Below are 18,643 nucleotides of genomic sequence, written 5' to 3'. Positions count from 1 at the left end.
TCTTAACATGCAGTTAATGTGGGTTTTACGATGTTGTTTTATGATAAAACCGTAATAATCAGTAACAAACATTAAATAAACCACATTAATGTGAGGAGATCTAAAATGAAAACTGAATATAAGAAGAAAAGTTACAAGGCATTTCAAGTTGTCGTTATGGGTATGACAGTTCTAGGACTAACAGCATGCGGAAAAGCCGTGGAATCGAAAAGTGAATCTGTATTAAATCCAAATTCATTAACTCTTAAAGAAATTGAAGTGAAAGCAAAAAAAGAAGGTGAAATAAATAGTGTAGGTATGCCCGATTCATGGGCTAACTGGGTTGAAACTTGGAATGAAGTTAATGAAAAGTATAATTTGAAACACACTGACACAGATTTGTCTAGTGCGGAAGAAATTGCAAAAATGGACTCTGAAAAAGAGAATGCTACTGCAGATATTGGGGATGTTGGTATGTCTTTTGGTCCACTCGCTGAACAAAAGAAATTAACTATTCCATACAAAACATCTTACTGGGACGAGATACCTGATTGGGCAAAGGATGACAATGGAGACTGGGTAGTCGGTTATCAAGGAACTATTTCTTTTCTAACAAATAAAGAACTAGTAAAAACACCTCCTAAATCATGGGACGATATTTTGAAGGGGAATTATAAAGTAACGGTTGGAGACGTTCAACGTGGTTCACAGAACCAAATGGCCGTACTTGCTGCTGCTATTGCATATGGTGGAGATGAATCAAATATCCAGCCAGGGATCGACTTTTTTAAAAAGCTTGCTAAGCAAGGCCGTTTAAGCTTAACAGATGCTAAACCAGCAAACATCGAAAAAGGAGAGGTTGAAGTAGCACTTGTTTGGGACTTTAATGCGCTTGGTTATGCTGAAGCAATTAAGCGTAGTCAATTTGATGTATCTATCCCTAGTGATGGATCAGTTGTTAGTGGATACTCAACTATTATCAATAAATATGCTAAACACCCTTATGCTGCTATGGCTACAAGAGAATATATTTTAAGCGATGAAGGACAAATCAACTTAGCAAAAGGATTTGCTCGACCAATTCGTAATGTTGAACTTCCAAAGGATGTAGCTGAAAAAATGATTCCAAAAGAGCAATACAAAAAAGCAAAGCCAATTAAAGATTTTAAGGCTTGGGAAGAAACTGCAAAAACTTTACCTCAAATTTGGCAAGAAGAGGTGTTAGTAAATGTCAAATAAAGTTATAGCTATAGTTGTTGATGGAATGAGATATGACAAAGCATGCGAAGCGCTTGGATATGTACAGCATTTAGTGGAATTAAATCAAGCAGCACTATACAAGATGAAATCGGAGCTTCCGAGTCTTTCTCGCCCACTATATGAAGTGTTATTAACCGGAACACCATCATCTGTAAATGGAATTACATCTAATCAAGCAGTTCGTTTATCGAATGAAAAAAGTATCTTTCATCTTACAAAGGAAAATGGTTTTAGAAATGGAGCGGTTTCTTATTACTGGGTAAGCGAACTATATAATCGAGCACCATTTAATTTTATTGAGGATCGAGAACAAGATGATCAATCTAAAGCGATTCAATACGGAAAATTCTATTGGGATGACGATTATCCAGACAGTCACGTGTTTATGGATGCAGAAGCTTTACGTAGAAAATATGATCCCCACTTTTTATACATTCACCCTTTAGGTGTAGACGTTAAAGGAGAAATATATGGTTCGGAATCGAAAGAATATAGAGAACAAATTTTAAAAATGGGCAGTTTGTTAGCGCAACTTCTTCCAATTTGGATGTCAGAAGGTTATCACATTTTAATTACTTCTGATCATGGGATGAGCGAAACTGGTAATCACGGGGGAATAACAGCAGGCGAACGAGATGTACCACTGTTTATCATCAGTCCAAAAGTTGAGCCTGGTGTTTATAACGAAGTAATCCCTCAGTTGGCTTTTGCTCCACTTGTTTGTGAGCTCTTAAATATTGAGCCATCAAATAAGATGATTTCATATCAGTTACCCGGATTTAAAGAAATTAATTGACGTTTTAATGATATGAAGATTTTTATGGAAGGGGAATTGGTTTAGTGAAAATTTTACCAATTCTCTAATGTATAAAGAATTTTAGGGAGCGAGAAGCTTTGCACAAAATAAAAAAACATAAGATTTACTTATTAGCTCTTTTATTGCCATTTGTATTGTTTGTAATAGGTTTTGAATTAGGGCCAATGATTGCAATGATTAAGAATGGTTTTTACGCAGATGATGGAATCCATTTAACTATGAATCAATATATAACTATTTTTAAAAGTAAGTTTTACTTACAAGCTATTAAAAATAGTATTGTTATTTCTATTGTTTCGGCAGTTATATCTATTCTAATAGCCGTTGTCACAGCTTATTCCTTTACAAAGTTTTCACGTAAAATACAAAATCGTCTATTAATGATTGCTAATGTGACTTCAAATTTTGAAGGAATCCCTCTTTCTTTCTCATATATTATTTTACTTGGAAACAATGGACTATTTACTTTGCTTTTTGCAAAACTCGGTTGGAATATATTTGCGGATTTTAATTTATATTCTTGGACCGGACTTATACTTGTCTATATTTATTTTCAGATTCCATTAGCAATTTTGTTGATATACCCTTCTTTTCAAGGAATAAAGCAACAATGGAAAGAAGCGTCTGCATTATTAGGAGGATCAACAATATCATTTTGGCTAAGAATTGGAATTCCAGTACTATTACCAAGTATAGTAGGCACATTTAGTATTTTATTTGCTAACGCTATGGGAGCTTATGCAACAGCCTACGCATTAGTTGGTAGCAATTATAATTTATTGTCATTACAAATTGCCTCGCTAGTCTCAAGTGACGTTACATTAAAACCACAATTAGGTAGCGCATTAGGAGTCCTTCTAGCAGCGACCATGATTGGAGCAATGTGGATTAATGAAAGAATGATGCGTCGCATTAGGAGGGATTTACGATGAAATTACAAACAACATTTTTTAAAGTAATAGTTGGATTACTTGTAATCTATTTATTAATCCCACTAGTCGGTACATTTTTATTTTCAATTGCAAATAAGTGGGATCATTCAATCTTACCTGAGAGCTATACATTTAATTGGTATATTGAATTATTTCAAGATGGACGATTTTTTGAGGCTTTTCAACGAACATTATTTTTAATTATCATAACTGTCTTTTTAAGTGTTTCAATCATGCTCCCAACAATCTTTATTATAACTGTATATTTTAAAAAATTTGAAGGAATTCTCCAAGCAATTGCGATGCTTCCGTATGGTATCCCACCAATTGTAGGAGCAGTTGGGTTAATTAAGCTATATTCTAATGGCCCATTTCAAATTGCTGGTACTCCATGGATACTAGTTGGAGCTTACTTTATAACCATTCTACCTTTTATGTATCAAGGTATTCGTAATAGTCTTAGAACAATAAATGCCATTCAACTTGTAGATGCAGCTGAATTACTTGGTGCAACTAAATTTCAAGCGTTTAGAACAGTTGTGCTTCCGAATATTTTATCTGGAATATTAGTATCAAGTTTATTGTCCGTAGCTCTTTTATTTAGTGAGTTTGCATTTGCGAATTTACTAGTAGGTGGAAGATTTGAAACCCTTCAAATATATCTTGCCGATAAACTAAATAGTAGTGGTCATTTAACAAGTGCCATAGTTATTACTTATTATTTGGTGATTTTACTTTTAACTGGAACAGTCTTAAAACTCTCGTTTAAAACTAAAAAAAATCCTGCTGTGATAAATAAAAGGTGGTCTATTTTAAAAAAACAAGGTCATTTAAAAAATACTGCAATAGAAGGTGAAGTTAAATGAGCTACGTAAATATTGATCAAGTGACTAAAAAATATCAAAATCAAGTCGTCTTAAATAATATTTCCTTAACATTTAATAAAGGAGAATTCGTTACGCTTTTAGGTCAAAGTGGATGCGGGAAAAGTACTTTATTACGTTCTATCGCTGGACTTGAAGACGTCGATATAGGAAATATATTAATAGATGGGAAGAACATAACTAATTTATCTCCGCGCCAACGCGAGGTAGGTATGGTATTTCAGTCATATGCACTTTTTCCAAATATGACAGTATTTGAAAATATTGCATATGGTCTAAAAATGAAAAAAGATAAAAACATACATGTAAGAGTAAAAAAAATGATTGAAATCGTTGATTTAACAGGTAAAGAAGAATCATATCCCCACCAATTATCAGGAGGGCAACAACAAAGAGTTGCTTTAGCCCGAGCGCTTGTCATGGAACCAAAAGTACTATTATTAGATGAACCGTTAAGTGCATTAGATGCAAAAATTCGAAAAAGCTTACAAAAAGAATTAAAAAGAATACAGCAAGAACTAGATATTACGACTATTTTTGTTACACATGATCAAGAAGAAGCAATGACAATGTCGGATCGAATTTTTGTTATGAATAATGGAAATGTCGTACAAGAAGGTACGCCTTCCGAGATCTATACAACACCAGTAAATAAGTTCGTAGCAAAATTTATCGGAAATTACAATGTTTATGAGATGGACGTTTTCCATAAACTTGTTCGTAGTAATGAATTAATTGGAAATGATGTAGCAATTCGACCTGAAGTATTAAAATTAGTAGCTGTAGGAAATGACAGCATGGATTTACAACGAAACTGGGGAATAAAGGGGATTATTTCAGATGTTACGATGACTGGTAACGTTTTAAGGTACGAAGTTGAAACCGAAGAATCTGCATTTCTTGTAGACAACCTTAACCACCGAGGTGAAATGTTCCAGCAAGGTGAGCATGTTAACATTATTGTACCTAAGAAAGAATGCGTTATCTTATAAATTATTAAAGTTTCTGGAGGATTAAAATGTCTGTTTTACCTGAGGAAAGAAAAAACGAGATTTTAAAAGAACTTAATAAAAAAGGAAAAGTTAAAGTTATCGAATTAGTTGAACAATTTAATGTATCAGAAGAAACAATTCGTCGAGATTTAATGATATTAGAGGAAAAAGGTCTTTTAAAAAAGGTGTATGGTGGAGCAATAAAAACAGTTTATCAAAATGAGGAACCTCCTTTTATGCAACGTACGACTGTGAATCAGGAAGCAAAAGTAAAGATTGGTAAAAAGGCCATGGATTTAATTTCTAATGGAGATGTAATTGCAATTGATGTAGGCACAACAATGCTTGAATTTGCTCAGTGTATTGAAAATAAAAAAGATATAACTATATTGACTAATTCATTACCTGTGTCTTCTCTGTTAACAGAATCATTAAATCAAAATAAGTTTACCGGGCAAATATTATTACTTGGTGGAATAGTTGATCCAAAGCAACAATCAATAAGTGGAAGTATTACAGAACAATTACTAAGTCAATTTAATATTGATAAGGCATTTATTTCAGCGGGCGGTGTTTCAGCTCAAAATGGAGTAAGCAATTATCATTTCCATGAAACTTTAGTTTCTCGAAAAATGGTGGAAGTGTCCAAGCAAGTGATTTTATTAACAGATTACTCGAAAATTGGTGTAGATACATTTTGTAAAGTTTGTTCTCTTGAAAAGGTTGATGCAATAGTATGTGACCATTCATTTCCAGAAGAATGGAAGGAGCATTCAAAATTAGAAGAAATCAAATGGATTCAAGCAAATTAAAATCGACGGACTAAATAATATTTATTCTTTTTTGTTAAGTAGACAATAGCGTAATTAATGAATCGTTATTGTCCTTCTTAAGCTTGCCATTCGTTTGATGACCGTCTAATGAACATTATTAAACTAGATGAGAAGTATAATAAATTAAAGGGGACAAAATCAATGAGTTTCATTGCAATAGATTTAGATGGAACATTATTAAATAATGAAAATGAAATTAGTGAAGAAAATATTAATGCAATTAAATTTGCAGGGGAAAATGGAATTGAAATCGTTATTTCAACTGGTCGAGCGTATTTTGATGCCAAAAAAATTTGTGAAAGATTCAGGATCTCGCCATATGTGATTGGAACAAATGGGGCAACAATCCATTCAAAAATCGGAGAATGTATCTCATCAATTACAATCTCAAAAACTAATGTTGAACAGATAATAAAGTGGCTTGATGACCGAAACTATTATTTTGAAGTTTTTACAGATAAAAGTATTTATGCTCTTAAAGAAAGAAGAAAGATTTTCCAAAATGAGATTAATAGCCTAAAAAGAACTGAGTTAGATGAAGAAATGAAGGAGTTAGTTAATGTTGCTGAAAGACAATTCGATCAGTGTGGGTATGTATTAGTTAATCATTATCAAGAAATAATACAACGAAATGAAGAAGTTAATAATATATTAGCATGTACGTTTAATAAGAAAAAATTAGAAGAAGCTAGAAATCAATTTAGTAAATGTAATGAGTTAATGGTTGTTTCATCTGCGGAGCATAATATTGAGATTACGAGTCGCTCTGCATCAAAAGGATTAGCATTAGAAAAGTTAGTTTTTTTATTGAGGGGTTCATTAGACCAGTCCATGGCTATTGGCGACAGTAATAATGATATTTCGATGTTTGAAAAAGTCGGATATAGTGTTGCAATGGGGAATGCAAAAGAAGATATCAAAGCAATTTGTACAACGTCAACTCTAAATAATTTTGAAAATGGCGTTGCCCATGCCATTTATAGATATATTGATACTTTTGTAGCTAAAAGATAAAAGTTATGGAAGGTGTATAATGTTTCTATGTTACCTTAGTAGAAAATTCATTGTCTCAAATAAGGTAATAGTTGAATGATTCAATGAAGATATGTCATTGAATTAAATAATAGGTGAGATAATTGTAAAGATGCTTTCATTTTGAAAGTGTCTTTTTTATTGTATATTAAAATTAGATATATAACTTAATAAAGCATAAGACCAGTGAATGGAGTTACGACAATGAAAATAATAATTGGTTCTTTAAATCCTACAAAAGTAGGAGCTGTTAAAAAAGTTTTTAATCAGTATAAAGTTGAGGGACTAAATGTTCCATCAAATGTTTCGAATCAACCCTTGACAGATCAAGAAACTATGCAAGGTGCTATAAACAGAGCGCATAATGCTAGAGTCGCAGGTGAGTCCGAAATCGGTATTGGGTTAGAAGGTGGGGTCATTATAGAAAACGATCGGCTTTTTCTTTGTAACTGGGGAGCACTTGTATATGAAAATGAAGTAATACTTGCAAGCGGAGCAAAAATTTTATTACCTAGCGAATTTATTAATGAGCTACGAAATGGAACTGAGCTTGCTGTATTAATGGAACGTTATACGAATGAAAAAGATATACGTAGTAAAGAAGGGGCAGTAGGGGTATTTACGAATGGCCGAATTACTAGGACAGAAATCTTTGAACATATTTGTGAATTACTATTTGGACAATATGAATTCAAGAAACGAAAAGAAGAAAACAATTGAGGTCGTCCTTTTTGCATATCGATAAAAATAAGATAAAATAAAAGAAAACGAATTAAGTGAGGGAAAAAGAATGGAAAAAATTACATCAGTTGAACAATTCGAAAAAGCGAAACAAGGAGAAAAAGTGGTTTTCCAATTTTCAGCAGATTGGTGTCCGGATTGCAGATTTTTAGATATGTTCTTTCAAGAAATAATTGATGAAAATAAAGATTTTACGTTTTATTATGTAGATCGTGACCAATTCATTGAGGTATGCCAAAATCTAGATATTTTTGGCATACCAAGCTTTGTAGCGTTTAATAATGGTGAAGAAATAGGTCGTTATGTAAATAAGGATCGTAAAACAAAAGAACAAGTAGAAGAGTTTCTTGAAGGATTAAGAGGCTAATAAGGTAGGTAAAACAATTGGCTAAAAAAACAACACTAGACTTAAAAAAAATGATAGAAAACCGCCTTGGAAATGAAGATTGGCGTTTTATCTATGATCGTGAAAAAGAAGACCTTCGAATTGAAGGGATTGAAAGTAATAAAGGGATGAGTGTCTCTTTAAATAGTGCAGTAGCAAAGTATGAAGCAGAAGGTGAAGAGGCATTTAATGAATTAATTTATTATATAAAAGAAGCACTTTCTGCTATGCACTCTGAAACTGTATTTCTTGAAGAACAAATTCGACCAGTCATTCGAGCTACATCGTTTCCGACAGAAAAGGAAGAAGGAAATTTATTTGTAACTGATGAGCATACTGCAGAAACTAGAATTTACTATGCTATTGATTCAGAAAAAACGTATCAACTAATCGATGAAAATTTATTAGTAAAGTCAGGTTATACAAAAGATCAACTCCATTCTATTGCTTTATTTAATTTAAGAAAAATGCCTGTTCAAATAAAAGAAGATATTGTTGCAGATAATACTTTTTATTTTGTACGTACAAATGATGGATACGATGCGAGTAGAGTACTAAACAGTACTTTTATAAAAGAAATTCAATCAAAAGTAAATGGTGAATTATTAGTAGGAATTCCTCATGGAGATGTACTAATCCTTGCTGACATTCGAAATAACGTAGGTTATGATATAATGGCGCAAATGAATATGAGTTTCTTTGCAAGTGGGAAAATACCAATTACATCATTGTCATTTGCTTACGAAAATGAGAAGCTAATGCCAGTATTTATTTTAGGGAAACAAAAGAAGCAATAGAGAGGAAGAAATCAGTGAATATTTTTTATAACAAAGAAGGAATCGGCGATACTCTATTAATTACATTAAAACAAATTCCATCAGAAGATCGTCAAGTTGAACGAAAAGGGGATATTGCACGCGTATATAGTGTAGTTACGAATGAAACGGTTGCTATTAATGTGTTTGAGGCATCTACTTATGTAGATGTTCAAGAAAATGGTATGGTTACGATTACTGAACACATTGTTAATACGGTTAATGAATTACTAGCAAAAGAAGGATTTGAAGATACATTAGTATTAGACCTTTCACCTAAATTCGTTATTGGATATGTGATCGAAAAAGAAAAACATCCAAATGCTGATAAATTAAATATTTGCAAAGTAGACGTTGGAACAGATACATTACAAATTGTTTGTGGTGCTCCGAATGTTGAACAAGGACAAAAGGTTGTTGTTGCAAAAGTTGGTGCAGTAATGCCATCAGGATTAGTCATTAAAGATGCTAATTTACGTGGAGTGGATTCATTCGGTATGATTTGCTCTGCACGTGAACTTGACCTACCTGACGCTCCACAAGAAAAAGGAATCTTAGTTCTTGAAGCTGATGCTGAAGTTGGAAAAGCTTTTTTTAACTAAATAATATGTCGTATAAATGCTAGGCCATAATTGGTCTAGTATTTTTTATGTTTTTCAATAAAAGAATTATTATTTTAATAATAATTTGATTAAATTATATATTTGATATCGAAATATGATTGAACTAGCGCAATTTGTAATAATAATGTGTTTTTTGTCATTATGTCACATGGTAAAATAAAAGGTATGAAAAGAAATAGAGAGAGTGAGAAAAATGAAAAAATGGTTAAAAAGCCTTTTTAAGGCGAATAGCCTTAATGAGATTGAAGAAGAGTTTGAAGAAAAGCCTGTTGAGGAGAATGTATATCAATCACACTCGATCGAAAAAAAGAGAAACGCTTTATCTGAGCGTCCAAAATTTAGGTTTCCAATTGATTTAGATGAAGAATTACCGACACCAGAACCAAAACCGAAACCAGAACTAAAACCTATCAAGGAAACAAAAATTGAACCAGTTTTTAAACAAGAAAAAAATGATGATATTTGGAAAAAGTCACCAAACAATTTAAATAAAGAATATAAACCTACATATAACCAGAGTAATAATTTTATAAGAAATACTTTTCAAAGCAATACTTTTCAAAGCAATCAATACGATAAAAGTAATTTAGCTAGTCGACTTGAAAAACATCAGGTCTCGAAAAGTGAGGAAGAACCAGTAAAAGAACCAGTAAAAGTAGAAAAAGAAGAAAAGGTCGATATTGTTTTTCGTCCAAAAAGAAAAACACCATTTCGACCAAGTGAATATATTTCACCAATTTATGGTTATCAAAAGCCTCCGATAAAAGAAGAGAATGCTACTGATTCTGACCTTTCTTCAACTAAAGAAGAACTGAGAGTTGAAGCTTCTCAAATTAATAATGTACTTGAAACTTCGTTTGAAAAAGTTGAAATCGATACTTTCGAAAAAGGAAGTTTCGGCAATCAAAATCAAGAAATAATTGAAGTATTAGATCTAGTAGAAAAAGAAGAAATTCAAACTGAAGCTAATCAAGTTGAAAATGAAGTTCTACAAGTTGAAGTTCATCAAAATGAAATAGAACATGAAGTTGAAAATGTACAACTTGAAACTCATGAAATTGAAGTTGAAGAGACGAATGAAGTTGTACAGCTTGTTGAACATCCAATTGAAACAGAAGTTGAAGTGAAAGAAGAGGAAGAAGTACAGCTCAAAACCATTAAAATCGACGCAGAGGCTGAAGTTGAGATAGAAGAAGTACAGCATGAAGTAAATATTCATGAGTCGGATCTTGCCTCCATTAAAGAAGACAAAGAAAATGATGATTTTACTCTAAATATGGAAGACATCATTGAACAAAATGACTCGAATGATCATGTTGAGACTTTGGTCCAAGATGATGAAAACGAAGACAAAGGTATTGATCCTGTTCAAAATAATGAAGTGTATGATGTAGAGTCAGAATTAACAGATGAGGTTTTAAAAGAGATTAAAGAAGAAGCGGTAGAGCAAGAAAATTCAATTATAGAATCTAAAGTAGAGGAATCAGTTGAAATTAATCAACATTCTGATACAAACACTAATGAACAGATAAAGACTGAAATTGAAGCTAATAAAGAGGAATCTGAACCTAAACCAATCGAGAAACGTCAGAAAAAACGCCATTTTCCTTTTAATGTAATGATGCTTAAAAGTGACGTAGAGGCGTCAAGAAAATTAAATATAATGAGGCAACTTCGTGAATTACAAAATGAATCTGCTGCAACAGTAGAAAAGGTCAATGAAGAAGTTGAGACAAAACAAAATGAACAGATGATTGAGAATGCTAGTTTATCTGTACAAAGTGAAATTTTACCTTTAGAGAAAGTTCAACCAAGTGAAATAATTGATGAAGCAATTACTCATGAAAATACTCCTGAAGGAATTCAAGATCAGCCAGTTCTTGAAACTGAAGAAAGTAAAAAAGAAACGGATATCACTAAAGAGATTGATCAGACTGTTGAATCTCAAAGTTTAGAAGAATTGCCACCAGTCCTTTATGAATTACCAGAATTAGATTTATTAGTTGATCCCCCAATGGAACAATTTAATGATGGAGATTGGGTTGAAGGTCAAAAGCAACTCCTGCAAGAAACATTACATAATTTTAATGTAGGAGCTAAAGTAATTGCTGCAACTCAAGGACCAACAGTAACTCGTTTCGAAGTACAGCCTGATCCTGGCGTAAAAGTAAATAAAATAACGAACTTACAAGACGATATTAAATTGAGCTTAGCAGCAAGAGATATTCGAATTGAAGCACCGATTCCAGGTCGAAGTGCCATTGGTATAGAAGTACCAAATAAAGAAAGTAAGCCTGTGTACTTAAGAGAATTAGTTAGTCAGGATAAATTTTTGCAAAGTGAGTCACCTTTAACAGTTGCTCTAGGACTTGATATAGGTGGAGAGCCTGTCTATGCAGATATTTCAAAAATGCCACATGGTTTAATTGCCGGGGCAACAGGATCTGGAAAGAGTGTATGTATTAATTCAATTTTAGTTAGCATTTTATATAAAGCGAAACCTCATGAAGTGAAATTAATTTTAATCGATCCTAAGATGGTTGAACTTGCACCGTACAATCATATTCCACATCTTATTTCGCCAGTCATTACGGACGCTAGAGCCGCGACTGCTGCTTTAAAATGGGCATGTGAAGAAATGGATCGACGTTATGATTTATTTGCTCATGCTGGGGCAAGAGATATTAAGCGATTCAATGATTTAGCGAAGAAAAAAGGTGCTTATAATGATGAGTTACCTTACTTAGTCATTATAATTGATGAATTAGCGGATTTAATGATGGTATCTCCTGGGGATGTAGAAACTTATATTTGTCGTATTGCCCAAAAAGCGAGAGCATGCGGAATCCATTTATTAGTTGCAACTCAAAGACCTTCAGTTGATGTCATTACAGGTATTATTAAATCAAATATACCGACGCGTATTGCGTTTACAGTATCGTCACAAGTAGATTCTAGAACAATTATTGATATTGGCGGAGCTGAAAAGTTACTTGGACGAGGAGATATGTTATTCTTAGATAATGGAAAATCTCAAGCAATTCGATTACAGGGAGTTTATGTTTCGGATGATGAAATCGAACAAGTTGTAGAGATTGTTAAAGACCAACAAAAACCGAATTACTTATTTAACCAAGAGGAACTTGTAGCAAAAGCGGATGCACAGGATGTTGATGATGAACTTTTTGAAGAAGCAGTGGAGTTTGTTATTGATCAAAAAGGTGCTTCTGTTTCAATGTTACAAAGACGTTTTCGAATTGGATATAACCGTGCAGCTAGATTAATTGACCTAATGTTTGATCACGGGATTGTATCGAGTCAAAATGGAAGTAAACCTCGTGATGTACTGATAACATCATTAGAGGAGATTCGTTCTGAGTGATAAATTAGAAATTCGATAAAAATTAAGTAACGAATGTTAAAGATTTTTTAACCCATACTAGAAAAAAAAGAACGATACTTTTCAGCAGGTGAAGATTCATGGAAAAAGAATTAGATTTAAAATTACAAGGTAAAATAAGCCGATTAACGAACCAAACATTCAAATTTGATGAGAGAATCGGAGAAGGCTGGTTTTCAGCTGTATACTTTTTAAAAACTAGAGAAATCATTCGAAAAAAGAAGCCAGATACTGAAGTAACAATGCAATTTTTCCAAAGAGAAAGTGCAGTATTATGTGGCACAGATGAAGCAATTGCGATTTTACAAACTTTTGCAGATCATCCAGAAAATCTTATTGTTCATTCATTAAAGGATGGAGATATGATTGAACCATTTGAAACTGTATTAACAATTAAAGGTAAATATGCTGATTTTGGCTATTTAGAGGGAATTATTGACGGTATTTTGGCTAGACGTACTTCTGTTGCTACAAATGTTTACAATGTAAAACATTCTGCAAAATCCGCAGGTATTAAAAAGCCTGTTATTTTCATGGGAGATCGTGATGATCATTTCACGACACAAGCAGGTGACGGTTACGCTGCATTTATTGGTGGTGCAACTGCTCAAGCAACTCATGCAATGAATGAGTGGTGGGGCAATGAAGGTATGGGTACAATGCCTCATGCATTGATTCAAATGTATAATGGTGATGTTGTGGAAGCTGCGCGTGCATACACAGAAGTTTATCCACAAGATGATTTAATTGTCTTAGTAGATTATAATAATGATGTCATAAATGACGCTTTAAAGGTTGCACGAGAATATGGTAGTAAATTAAAGGCTGTACGTGTAGATACATCGAAAACAATGATTGATCAGTATTTTATTGGCAATCCAGAATTATTAGGAAGTTTTGACCCTAGGGGTGTAAATCCTCCATTAATTTTTGCTTTACGAAATGCACTAGATCAAGAAGGGTATCAGCATGTACAAATTGTAGTAAGCGGTGGATTTACTGTAGAAAGAATCTTAGCTTTTGAGAAACAAGGTGTACCAGTAGATTTATATGGTGTAGGCGGAAGTTTATTAAAAGTTAATGTAGGCTTTACAGGTGATAATGTCGAGTTAAATGGTGTACAACAAGCGAAAGCTGGAAGAAAGCTTCGTGAAAATCCTCGATTAGAAAGAGTAGAAATGAGCCCTAGACTATAAAGGGACAAAAAAATCAATTTAGATTGATAGTATTTTAATATAAGCAGATAACTTAAAGTATTTACTTTTCCACCTATTTCCTTATAGTGCGACTTAAAATAAATAGTCCTATGGGAGTTAAAGTGATATAATACTAATTGCGTAAAAATTTAAGTTAGTTATCATTAGAAAAATAACTAGACTCGGCAATTTAACAATGCATCAAATTTATAAAATATTGATGCCATTTCTTTTATTCACACATATACTGTCTAAGAGATAGGCCGTTGTATTAGTGATCGATTTTGGAGGTTCTTTTAATATGACAGTTTACCATTTTGTAGGGATTAAAGGTACTGGAATGAGTGCTTTGGCACAAATATTACATGATTCTGGTTTGACCGTTCAGGGATCAGATTATGAAAAGCACTTTTTCACTGAAAATGAATTAAGAAAAAAAAATATTACGATTTTACCATTTGATAAAGCAAATATTAAAGAAGGCCAATTTGTTATAGCAGGCAATGCATTTCCTGATACTCATGAAGAAATTGCAGCTGCTATTGAAAAAGGAATCCCGATGGCACGCTATCATAAATTCCTAGGGGAATATATGAATAAATTTACTAGCGTTGCAATTACTGGAGCACATGGTAAAACCTCTACGACAGGTTTATTAGCCCATGTAGTTTCTGGTGCGCGTCCAACTTCTTTTCTAATTGGAGATGGTACTGGTAAAGGTGAAAAAGACAGCGAGTATTTCGTATTTGAAGCTTGTGAATACCGTCGTCATTTTCTTTCATACTTTCCAGACTATTGCATCATGACTAATATTGATTTTGATCATCCGGATTATTATAAGAGTGTAGATGATGTATTCGATGCTTTCCAACAAATGGCTGATCAAGTAAAGAAAGGTATTATTGCATGTGGAGATGACGAACATCTTCAACGTATTTATGCAAAAGTACCTGTAATGTATTATGGATTTAACGAGGACAATGATTTCCAAGCTCGTAATATCGAAAAACATACAAATGGTACAACATTTGATGTATTCGTCCGTAATACGTATTACGCTACTTTTGATATTACAGGATATGGTGATCATAGTATTTTAAATGCTTTAGCAGTAATTGCGCTTTGCCATTATGAAGAAATCGATGTTAATATCATTAAAGCAAGATTATTAACATACGGTGGCGTAAAACGTCGTTTCAGTGAAAAACGCTTCGGAGATCAAATGTTAATTGATGATTATGCTCATCATCCAACTGAAATCCAAGCGACGATTCAAGCAGCACGTCAAAAATATCCTGATCGTGAAATCGTAGCAGTGTTCCAACCACATACATTTACACGTACAAGTAAATTTTTAGATGAATTTGCTGATACATTAGAAAAAGCAGATAAAGTTTACTTATGTGATATTTTTGGTTCTGCAAGAGAAGATAAAGGTACTTTAACAATTGAAGACCTTTCTTGTAAAATTGCAGGTGCTGAACTATTGACTGATGACAATATCAGCAATTTACAAAATCATAAAAATAGCGTATTAATTTTTATGGGTGCTGGAGATATTCAAAAATACCAAGCAGCATACGAAAAACTTTAAAAACTATAAAACCCGTTTATGAATAATCATAGACGGGTTTTTTGTTTTTTTAGAAAAAGCTTGATTTACAAAAATTGCTTATTTAAGAAGGTAAATTGTAAAAACAAAAAGAATATGTCATACGAATGAAGTAAGTAAGGAGTGAAATGATTGAATAATCACTATGATGTAATAATTGTTGGAGCAGGCTCTATGGGAATGGCAGCAGGATACTACTTATCAAAAGGAAATCAAAATACATTATTAATAGATTCTTATGATCCACCTCATAGCTTAGGTAGCCACCACGGCGATACTAGGATCATTCGTCATGCATATGGAGAAAGTAGAGAATACGTGCCGCTAGCATTGCGAGCACAAAAACTATGGGAAGAACTAGAACAATTGTCTGGAAAACAATTATTCTCAAGAACCGGCGTTTTATGTGCTGGTGCACCTGGTTCGACTTTTACTAATGAAGTAATAAATAGTGCAAAAGAATTTTCGTTGCCGCTTGAAATAATGGATAGTAATGAGATCAATGAAAGATGGCCCGGCTTACGTTTACCGGATGGATTTATTGGTTGTTTAGAAACGTCTTCCGGAATTCTTTTTAGTGAAGAATGTGTTCGAGCGTATAAAGAACTATATATCGAGAAAGGAAATAGTCTTAAAACAAACTCGCCTGTTATAGATATTGAAGTTGGAACTAATAAGGCACAAGTACGTACAGAGAATGCTGTTTACACAGCGGATAAACTTGTAGTATGTGCAGGCGCTTGGTCTGGTAAAATTCTTGAAAAGACTGGTATTAATATACCACTAAAACCTACTCGTAAAACAGTTGCTTGGTTTGAATGTGATCATCAGCTATATGATTCTAGTTCGCTACCGGCATTTACAATCGATCTAATTGATCGACATTACTATGGCTTTCCTAGTCTTCATAATAGCGGATTGAAAATTGGTCGACATGATGGAGGACAAATTGTAGAACCGGATCAATTTAACCGAGAATTTGGAGAGTTCATTGAAGATGAATCGGATCTGAGAAATTTCTTAAGTGAGTACATGCCACTTGCAAATGGTAGATTAGTAAAAGGTAAAACATGCTTATATACAATGACTCCGGATGAGCACTTCATTATTGATCAGCATCCTGAATACAAAAATTTAATCATCGCCACAGGTTTCTCCGGCCATGGCTTTAAGTTTGCAAGCGTAGTAGGTGAGATTGTTGCTGACCTAGTAACAAATCAGAAATCTGCTTTTGATTTGAGTATGTTTTCATTAGATCGTTTTTTCAACTGCAAATAAAAAAGCTCAAACTGCAAATAAATCAGGCAAATTTACAAATAAAATAGTCAAATCTGCAAATAAGCCAACGAATCATTTAGATACGGTGTGAATGAATCAAAAAATAGAAGGAATAACAGTAAAACAGATTAAGATACAGTTAAATCGAATGAAGATTGATTAAAACGATAAAAAACTCCTAAAATAATCTTCAAAAAATAGTTCGCAGATTTCTGAGAGATAGCCAATAAGCTATCTCTTATTCTTTTAAATTCTTTTCCTCCTATTTCCATCTTAGTTACCATTCCCTTATCACCTGGACTTAACATTTCAGCAATATTGTGCTAGTAATCCGAAACTTTATCTAGAGATAATTTAAAGCGTAATAATTATAATTTATTAAAAATACTGAAAATTTTGGAAGCGCTTTAAGAACGGTTAAGTAAAGGGTTATTTTATTACATACTATTTTTTATAATTTATTTTATCTGAAAAGTAAAAAAAGGGGGTATTCTTTTGAAAGAAAAAAAATTTATGATGGACGATGCACCGCTTAATAAATTCCATATTCGAATTACTGGACTTACTTTTGGATCGAATTTTTCAGATGGCTATGCTTTAGGAATTATAGGTATGGCACTTTCGCTTCTTGGTCCACAGATGAAATTAAATTCTGTATGGGAAGGACTAATTGGTAGTTCCGCATTAATCGGACTTTTTTTCGGTAGCTTGTTTCTTGGTGGATTATCAGATCGCATTGGTAGGCAGAAAATCTATTTAGCAAACTTTGTTATTATTACAATCGCATCTGCCCTGCAGTTTTTTGTTCATGATCCATATACGCTTTTTGCATTAAGGATTTTAATCGGTGTTGCTCTTGGAGGAGATTATGCCGTAGGATCTACTTTACTAGCTGAGTTTGCACCTAGAAAGTATAGAGGAATGTTATTATCATCATTAAACGTTTTATGGACAGTCGGATATGTAGCTTCAAATCTAGTTGGTTATTATTTAGAAAAAACAGGTCCAGACGCTTGGCGTTGGATGTTAGTGAGTGCAGCTGTTCCAGGTCTAGTTGTCTTGCTTTTACGTTTCGGAACTCCAGAGTCTCCACGTTGGTTATTAAAGATGGGCCGTGTTGAAGAAGCACGTGCTATTGTAAGAAAGTATATTGGTGAAAATGCTGTAATGGATGAATCAGTTGATGCTAATTCTAAACATGCATACAAGTTTACAGATTTATTCAATAAGCAGCTTTGGAAACGAACAACATTCGGATCACTTTTTTATATGTGTCAGGTAGTTCCATATTTCGCAATTTACACATTCTTACCAACTATTTTAAGGAAATTGGGATTTGAAGAAACATTTGGTGTAGATATGGTTCTAAATTTGTTCCTTTTAGTAGGAGCGTTAGCTGGTGTATGGTGTACTGAAAAGTTAACTCGTAGAGGGTTTACAATTAATACATTTATTATTTTAACGATTTCATTATTCGCATTAACAGTCTTACCACAAGGTCTACATACAATCGCAATTATTGTGTTTGCAATCTTTACATTTGTCATGTCGGCAGCTTCTAATTTAACATTAGTGTATCCTGCTGAACTATTTCCGACTGAGGTTCGTGGAACTGGGGTTGGCTTGACAACAGCAGTTAGTCGAATTGGATCAGCTATTGGAACATTCCTTTTACCTATAAGCGTTAGCTCAATGGGAATGGCACCTTCTATGATTGGAATGTCTATTATTCTATTCATTGGTACAATTGTTTCGATCGCTTGGGCCCCAGAAACAAAATCACTTTCATTAAATGAAGCTAGTAATCCATTACTTGAAGAGGATCAGCCTGAGCTAAATAAACAATCAGTTTCAAGTCACTAAA

Annotated in this window: 17 protein-coding genes; 16 read left to right on the top strand and 1 reads right to left on the bottom strand. The window is 33.3% G+C overall.

Translation table 11 applies throughout. The features are described 5' to 3' along the window. The first annotated feature begins 105 nt into the window (after positions 1-105). The 15 genes from ACFVR2_RS21700 to solA all read left to right on the top strand — a co-directional run bounded on the left by ACFVR2_RS21700 (position 106) and on the right by solA (position 16,779). The gene (locus ACFVR2_RS21700) at positions 106-1,218 is read left to right on the top strand and encodes an ABC transporter substrate-binding protein (protein ID WP_387366669.1); all 1,113 of its coding nucleotides are present in this window, start codon (positions 106-108) and stop codon (positions 1,216-1,218) included. Next, complete coding sequence (locus ACFVR2_RS21695) at positions 1,208-2,035, top strand: alkaline phosphatase family protein (RefSeq protein ID WP_387366666.1); 828 nt, start codon at positions 1,208-1,210, stop codon at positions 2,033-2,035. The genes ACFVR2_RS21700 and ACFVR2_RS21695 overlap by 11 nt, the downstream gene beginning before the upstream one ends. A 98-nt stretch (positions 2,036-2,133) precedes the next feature. After that, a complete protein-coding gene (locus ACFVR2_RS21690) occupies positions 2,134-2,988 on the top strand; it encodes an ABC transporter permease (RefSeq protein ID WP_387366663.1) in 855 nt (284 codons plus the stop codon). After that, entirely contained in the window at positions 2,985-3,854 is an 870-nt protein-coding gene (locus tag ACFVR2_RS21685; RefSeq protein ID WP_387366660.1) for an ABC transporter permease, read from the top strand. Before ACFVR2_RS21690 ends, ACFVR2_RS21685 begins: the two co-directional genes overlap by 4 nt. Beyond that, positions 3,851-4,864, top strand: coding sequence for an ABC transporter ATP-binding protein (locus tag ACFVR2_RS21680; protein ID WP_387366657.1), 1,014 nt, complete (start codon positions 3,851-3,853; stop codon positions 4,862-4,864). Before ACFVR2_RS21685 ends, ACFVR2_RS21680 begins: the two co-directional genes overlap by 4 nt. 26 nt (positions 4,865-4,890) lie before the next feature. Next, a complete protein-coding gene (locus ACFVR2_RS21675; protein WP_387366654.1) occupies positions 4,891-5,676 on the top strand; it encodes a DeoR/GlpR family DNA-binding transcription regulator in 786 nt (261 codons plus the stop codon). A gap of 162 nt (positions 5,677-5,838) precedes the next feature. Further along, entirely contained in the window at positions 5,839-6,711 is an 873-nt protein-coding gene (locus ACFVR2_RS21670) for an HAD family hydrolase (RefSeq protein ID WP_387366651.1), read from the top strand. Between the two features lie 222 nt (positions 6,712-6,933). Next, a complete protein-coding gene (locus ACFVR2_RS21665; protein ID WP_387366648.1) occupies positions 6,934-7,449 on the top strand; it encodes a DUF84 family protein in 516 nt (171 codons plus the stop codon). Between the two features lie 70 nt (positions 7,450-7,519). Continuing rightward, positions 7,520-7,837 carry a thioredoxin family protein gene (locus ACFVR2_RS21660; RefSeq protein WP_387366645.1) on the top strand — a complete coding sequence of 106 codons (318 nt, stop codon included), beginning with the start codon at positions 7,520-7,522 and terminating at the stop codon, positions 7,835-7,837. Positions 7,838-7,854: 17 nt separating this feature from the next. Continuing rightward, complete coding sequence (locus tag ACFVR2_RS21655; RefSeq protein WP_387366642.1) at positions 7,855-8,652, top strand: DUF1444 family protein; 798 nt, start codon at positions 7,855-7,857, stop codon at positions 8,650-8,652. A 14-nt stretch (positions 8,653-8,666) separates the two neighbouring features. Beyond that, complete coding sequence (gene ytpR, locus ACFVR2_RS21650; RefSeq protein WP_387366639.1) at positions 8,667-9,272, top strand: YtpR family tRNA-binding protein; 606 nt, start codon at positions 8,667-8,669, stop codon at positions 9,270-9,272. Between the two features lie 214 nt (positions 9,273-9,486). Next, the gene (locus ACFVR2_RS21645; protein ID WP_387366636.1) at positions 9,487-12,675 is read left to right on the top strand and encodes a DNA translocase FtsK; all 3,189 of its coding nucleotides are present in this window, start codon (positions 9,487-9,489) and stop codon (positions 12,673-12,675) included. Positions 12,676-12,773: 98 nt separating this feature from the next. Beyond that, a complete protein-coding gene (locus ACFVR2_RS21640) occupies positions 12,774-13,889 on the top strand; it encodes a nicotinate phosphoribosyltransferase (RefSeq protein WP_129691241.1) in 1,116 nt (371 codons plus the stop codon). A 301-nt stretch (positions 13,890-14,190) separates the two neighbouring features. Then, positions 14,191-15,483, top strand: coding sequence for a UDP-N-acetylmuramate--L-alanine ligase (gene murC, locus ACFVR2_RS21635; RefSeq protein ID WP_387366632.1), 1,293 nt, complete (start codon positions 14,191-14,193; stop codon positions 15,481-15,483). Positions 15,484-15,633: 150 nt separating this feature from the next. Then, complete coding sequence (gene solA, locus ACFVR2_RS21630) at positions 15,634-16,779, top strand: N-methyl-L-tryptophan oxidase (RefSeq protein WP_387366629.1); 1,146 nt, start codon at positions 15,634-15,636, stop codon at positions 16,777-16,779. Between the two features lie 128 nt (positions 16,780-16,907). On the opposite strand, the gene ACFVR2_RS21625 is transcribed toward solA, so the two are convergent. Further along, positions 16,908-17,063, bottom strand: coding sequence for a hypothetical protein (locus tag ACFVR2_RS21625; RefSeq protein ID WP_387366626.1), 156 nt, complete (start codon positions 17,061-17,063; stop codon positions 16,908-16,910). Positions 17,064-17,274: 211 nt separating this feature from the next. Between ACFVR2_RS21625 and ACFVR2_RS21620 the strand changes: the two genes are divergently transcribed. Beyond that, positions 17,275-18,642, top strand: coding sequence for an MFS transporter (locus ACFVR2_RS21620; protein WP_387366623.1), 1,368 nt, complete (start codon positions 17,275-17,277; stop codon positions 18,640-18,642). Position 18,643: the final 1 nt, after the last annotated feature.

Source organism: Gottfriedia sp. NPDC057991, from assembly GCF_042886615.1.
Lineage (GTDB): Bacteria > Bacillota > Bacilli > Bacillales > Bacillaceae_G > Gottfriedia.
The sequence above is the reverse complement of the archived record's forward strand: the minus strand, read 5'-3'. Positions and strand labels throughout refer to the sequence as shown.

Bases quoted from the DNA above. Each gene is read 5' to 3' on its own strand.
- ACFVR2_RS21640 (WP_129691241.1), top strand. From the start codon at position 12,774: ATGGAAAAAGAATTAGATTTAAAATTACAAGGTAAAATAAGCCGATTA.
- ACFVR2_RS21700 (WP_387366669.1), top strand. From the start codon at position 106: ATGAAAACTGAATATAAGAAGAAAAGTTACAAGGCATTTCAAGTTGTC.
- ACFVR2_RS21670 (WP_387366651.1), top strand. From the start codon at position 5,839: ATGAGTTTCATTGCAATAGATTTAGATGGAACATTATTAAATAATGAA.
- ACFVR2_RS21685 (WP_387366660.1), top strand. From the start codon at position 2,985: ATGAAATTACAAACAACATTTTTTAAAGTAATAGTTGGATTACTTGTA.
- ACFVR2_RS21695 (WP_387366666.1), top strand. From the start codon at position 1,208: ATGTCAAATAAAGTTATAGCTATAGTTGTTGATGGAATGAGATATGAC.
- murC (WP_387366632.1), top strand. From the start codon at position 14,191: ATGACAGTTTACCATTTTGTAGGGATTAAAGGTACTGGAATGAGTGCT.
- ACFVR2_RS21675 (WP_387366654.1), top strand. From the start codon at position 4,891: ATGTCTGTTTTACCTGAGGAAAGAAAAAACGAGATTTTAAAAGAACTT.
- ACFVR2_RS21665 (WP_387366648.1), top strand. From the start codon at position 6,934: ATGAAAATAATAATTGGTTCTTTAAATCCTACAAAAGTAGGAGCTGTT.
- ACFVR2_RS21680 (WP_387366657.1), top strand. From the start codon at position 3,851: ATGAGCTACGTAAATATTGATCAAGTGACTAAAAAATATCAAAATCAA.
- ACFVR2_RS21660 (WP_387366645.1), top strand. From the start codon at position 7,520: ATGGAAAAAATTACATCAGTTGAACAATTCGAAAAAGCGAAACAAGGA.
- ACFVR2_RS21645 (WP_387366636.1), top strand. From the start codon at position 9,487: ATGAAAAAATGGTTAAAAAGCCTTTTTAAGGCGAATAGCCTTAATGAG.
- ACFVR2_RS21625 (WP_387366626.1), bottom strand. From the start codon at position 17,063: ATGGTAACTAAGATGGAAATAGGAGGAAAAGAATTTAAAAGAATAAGA.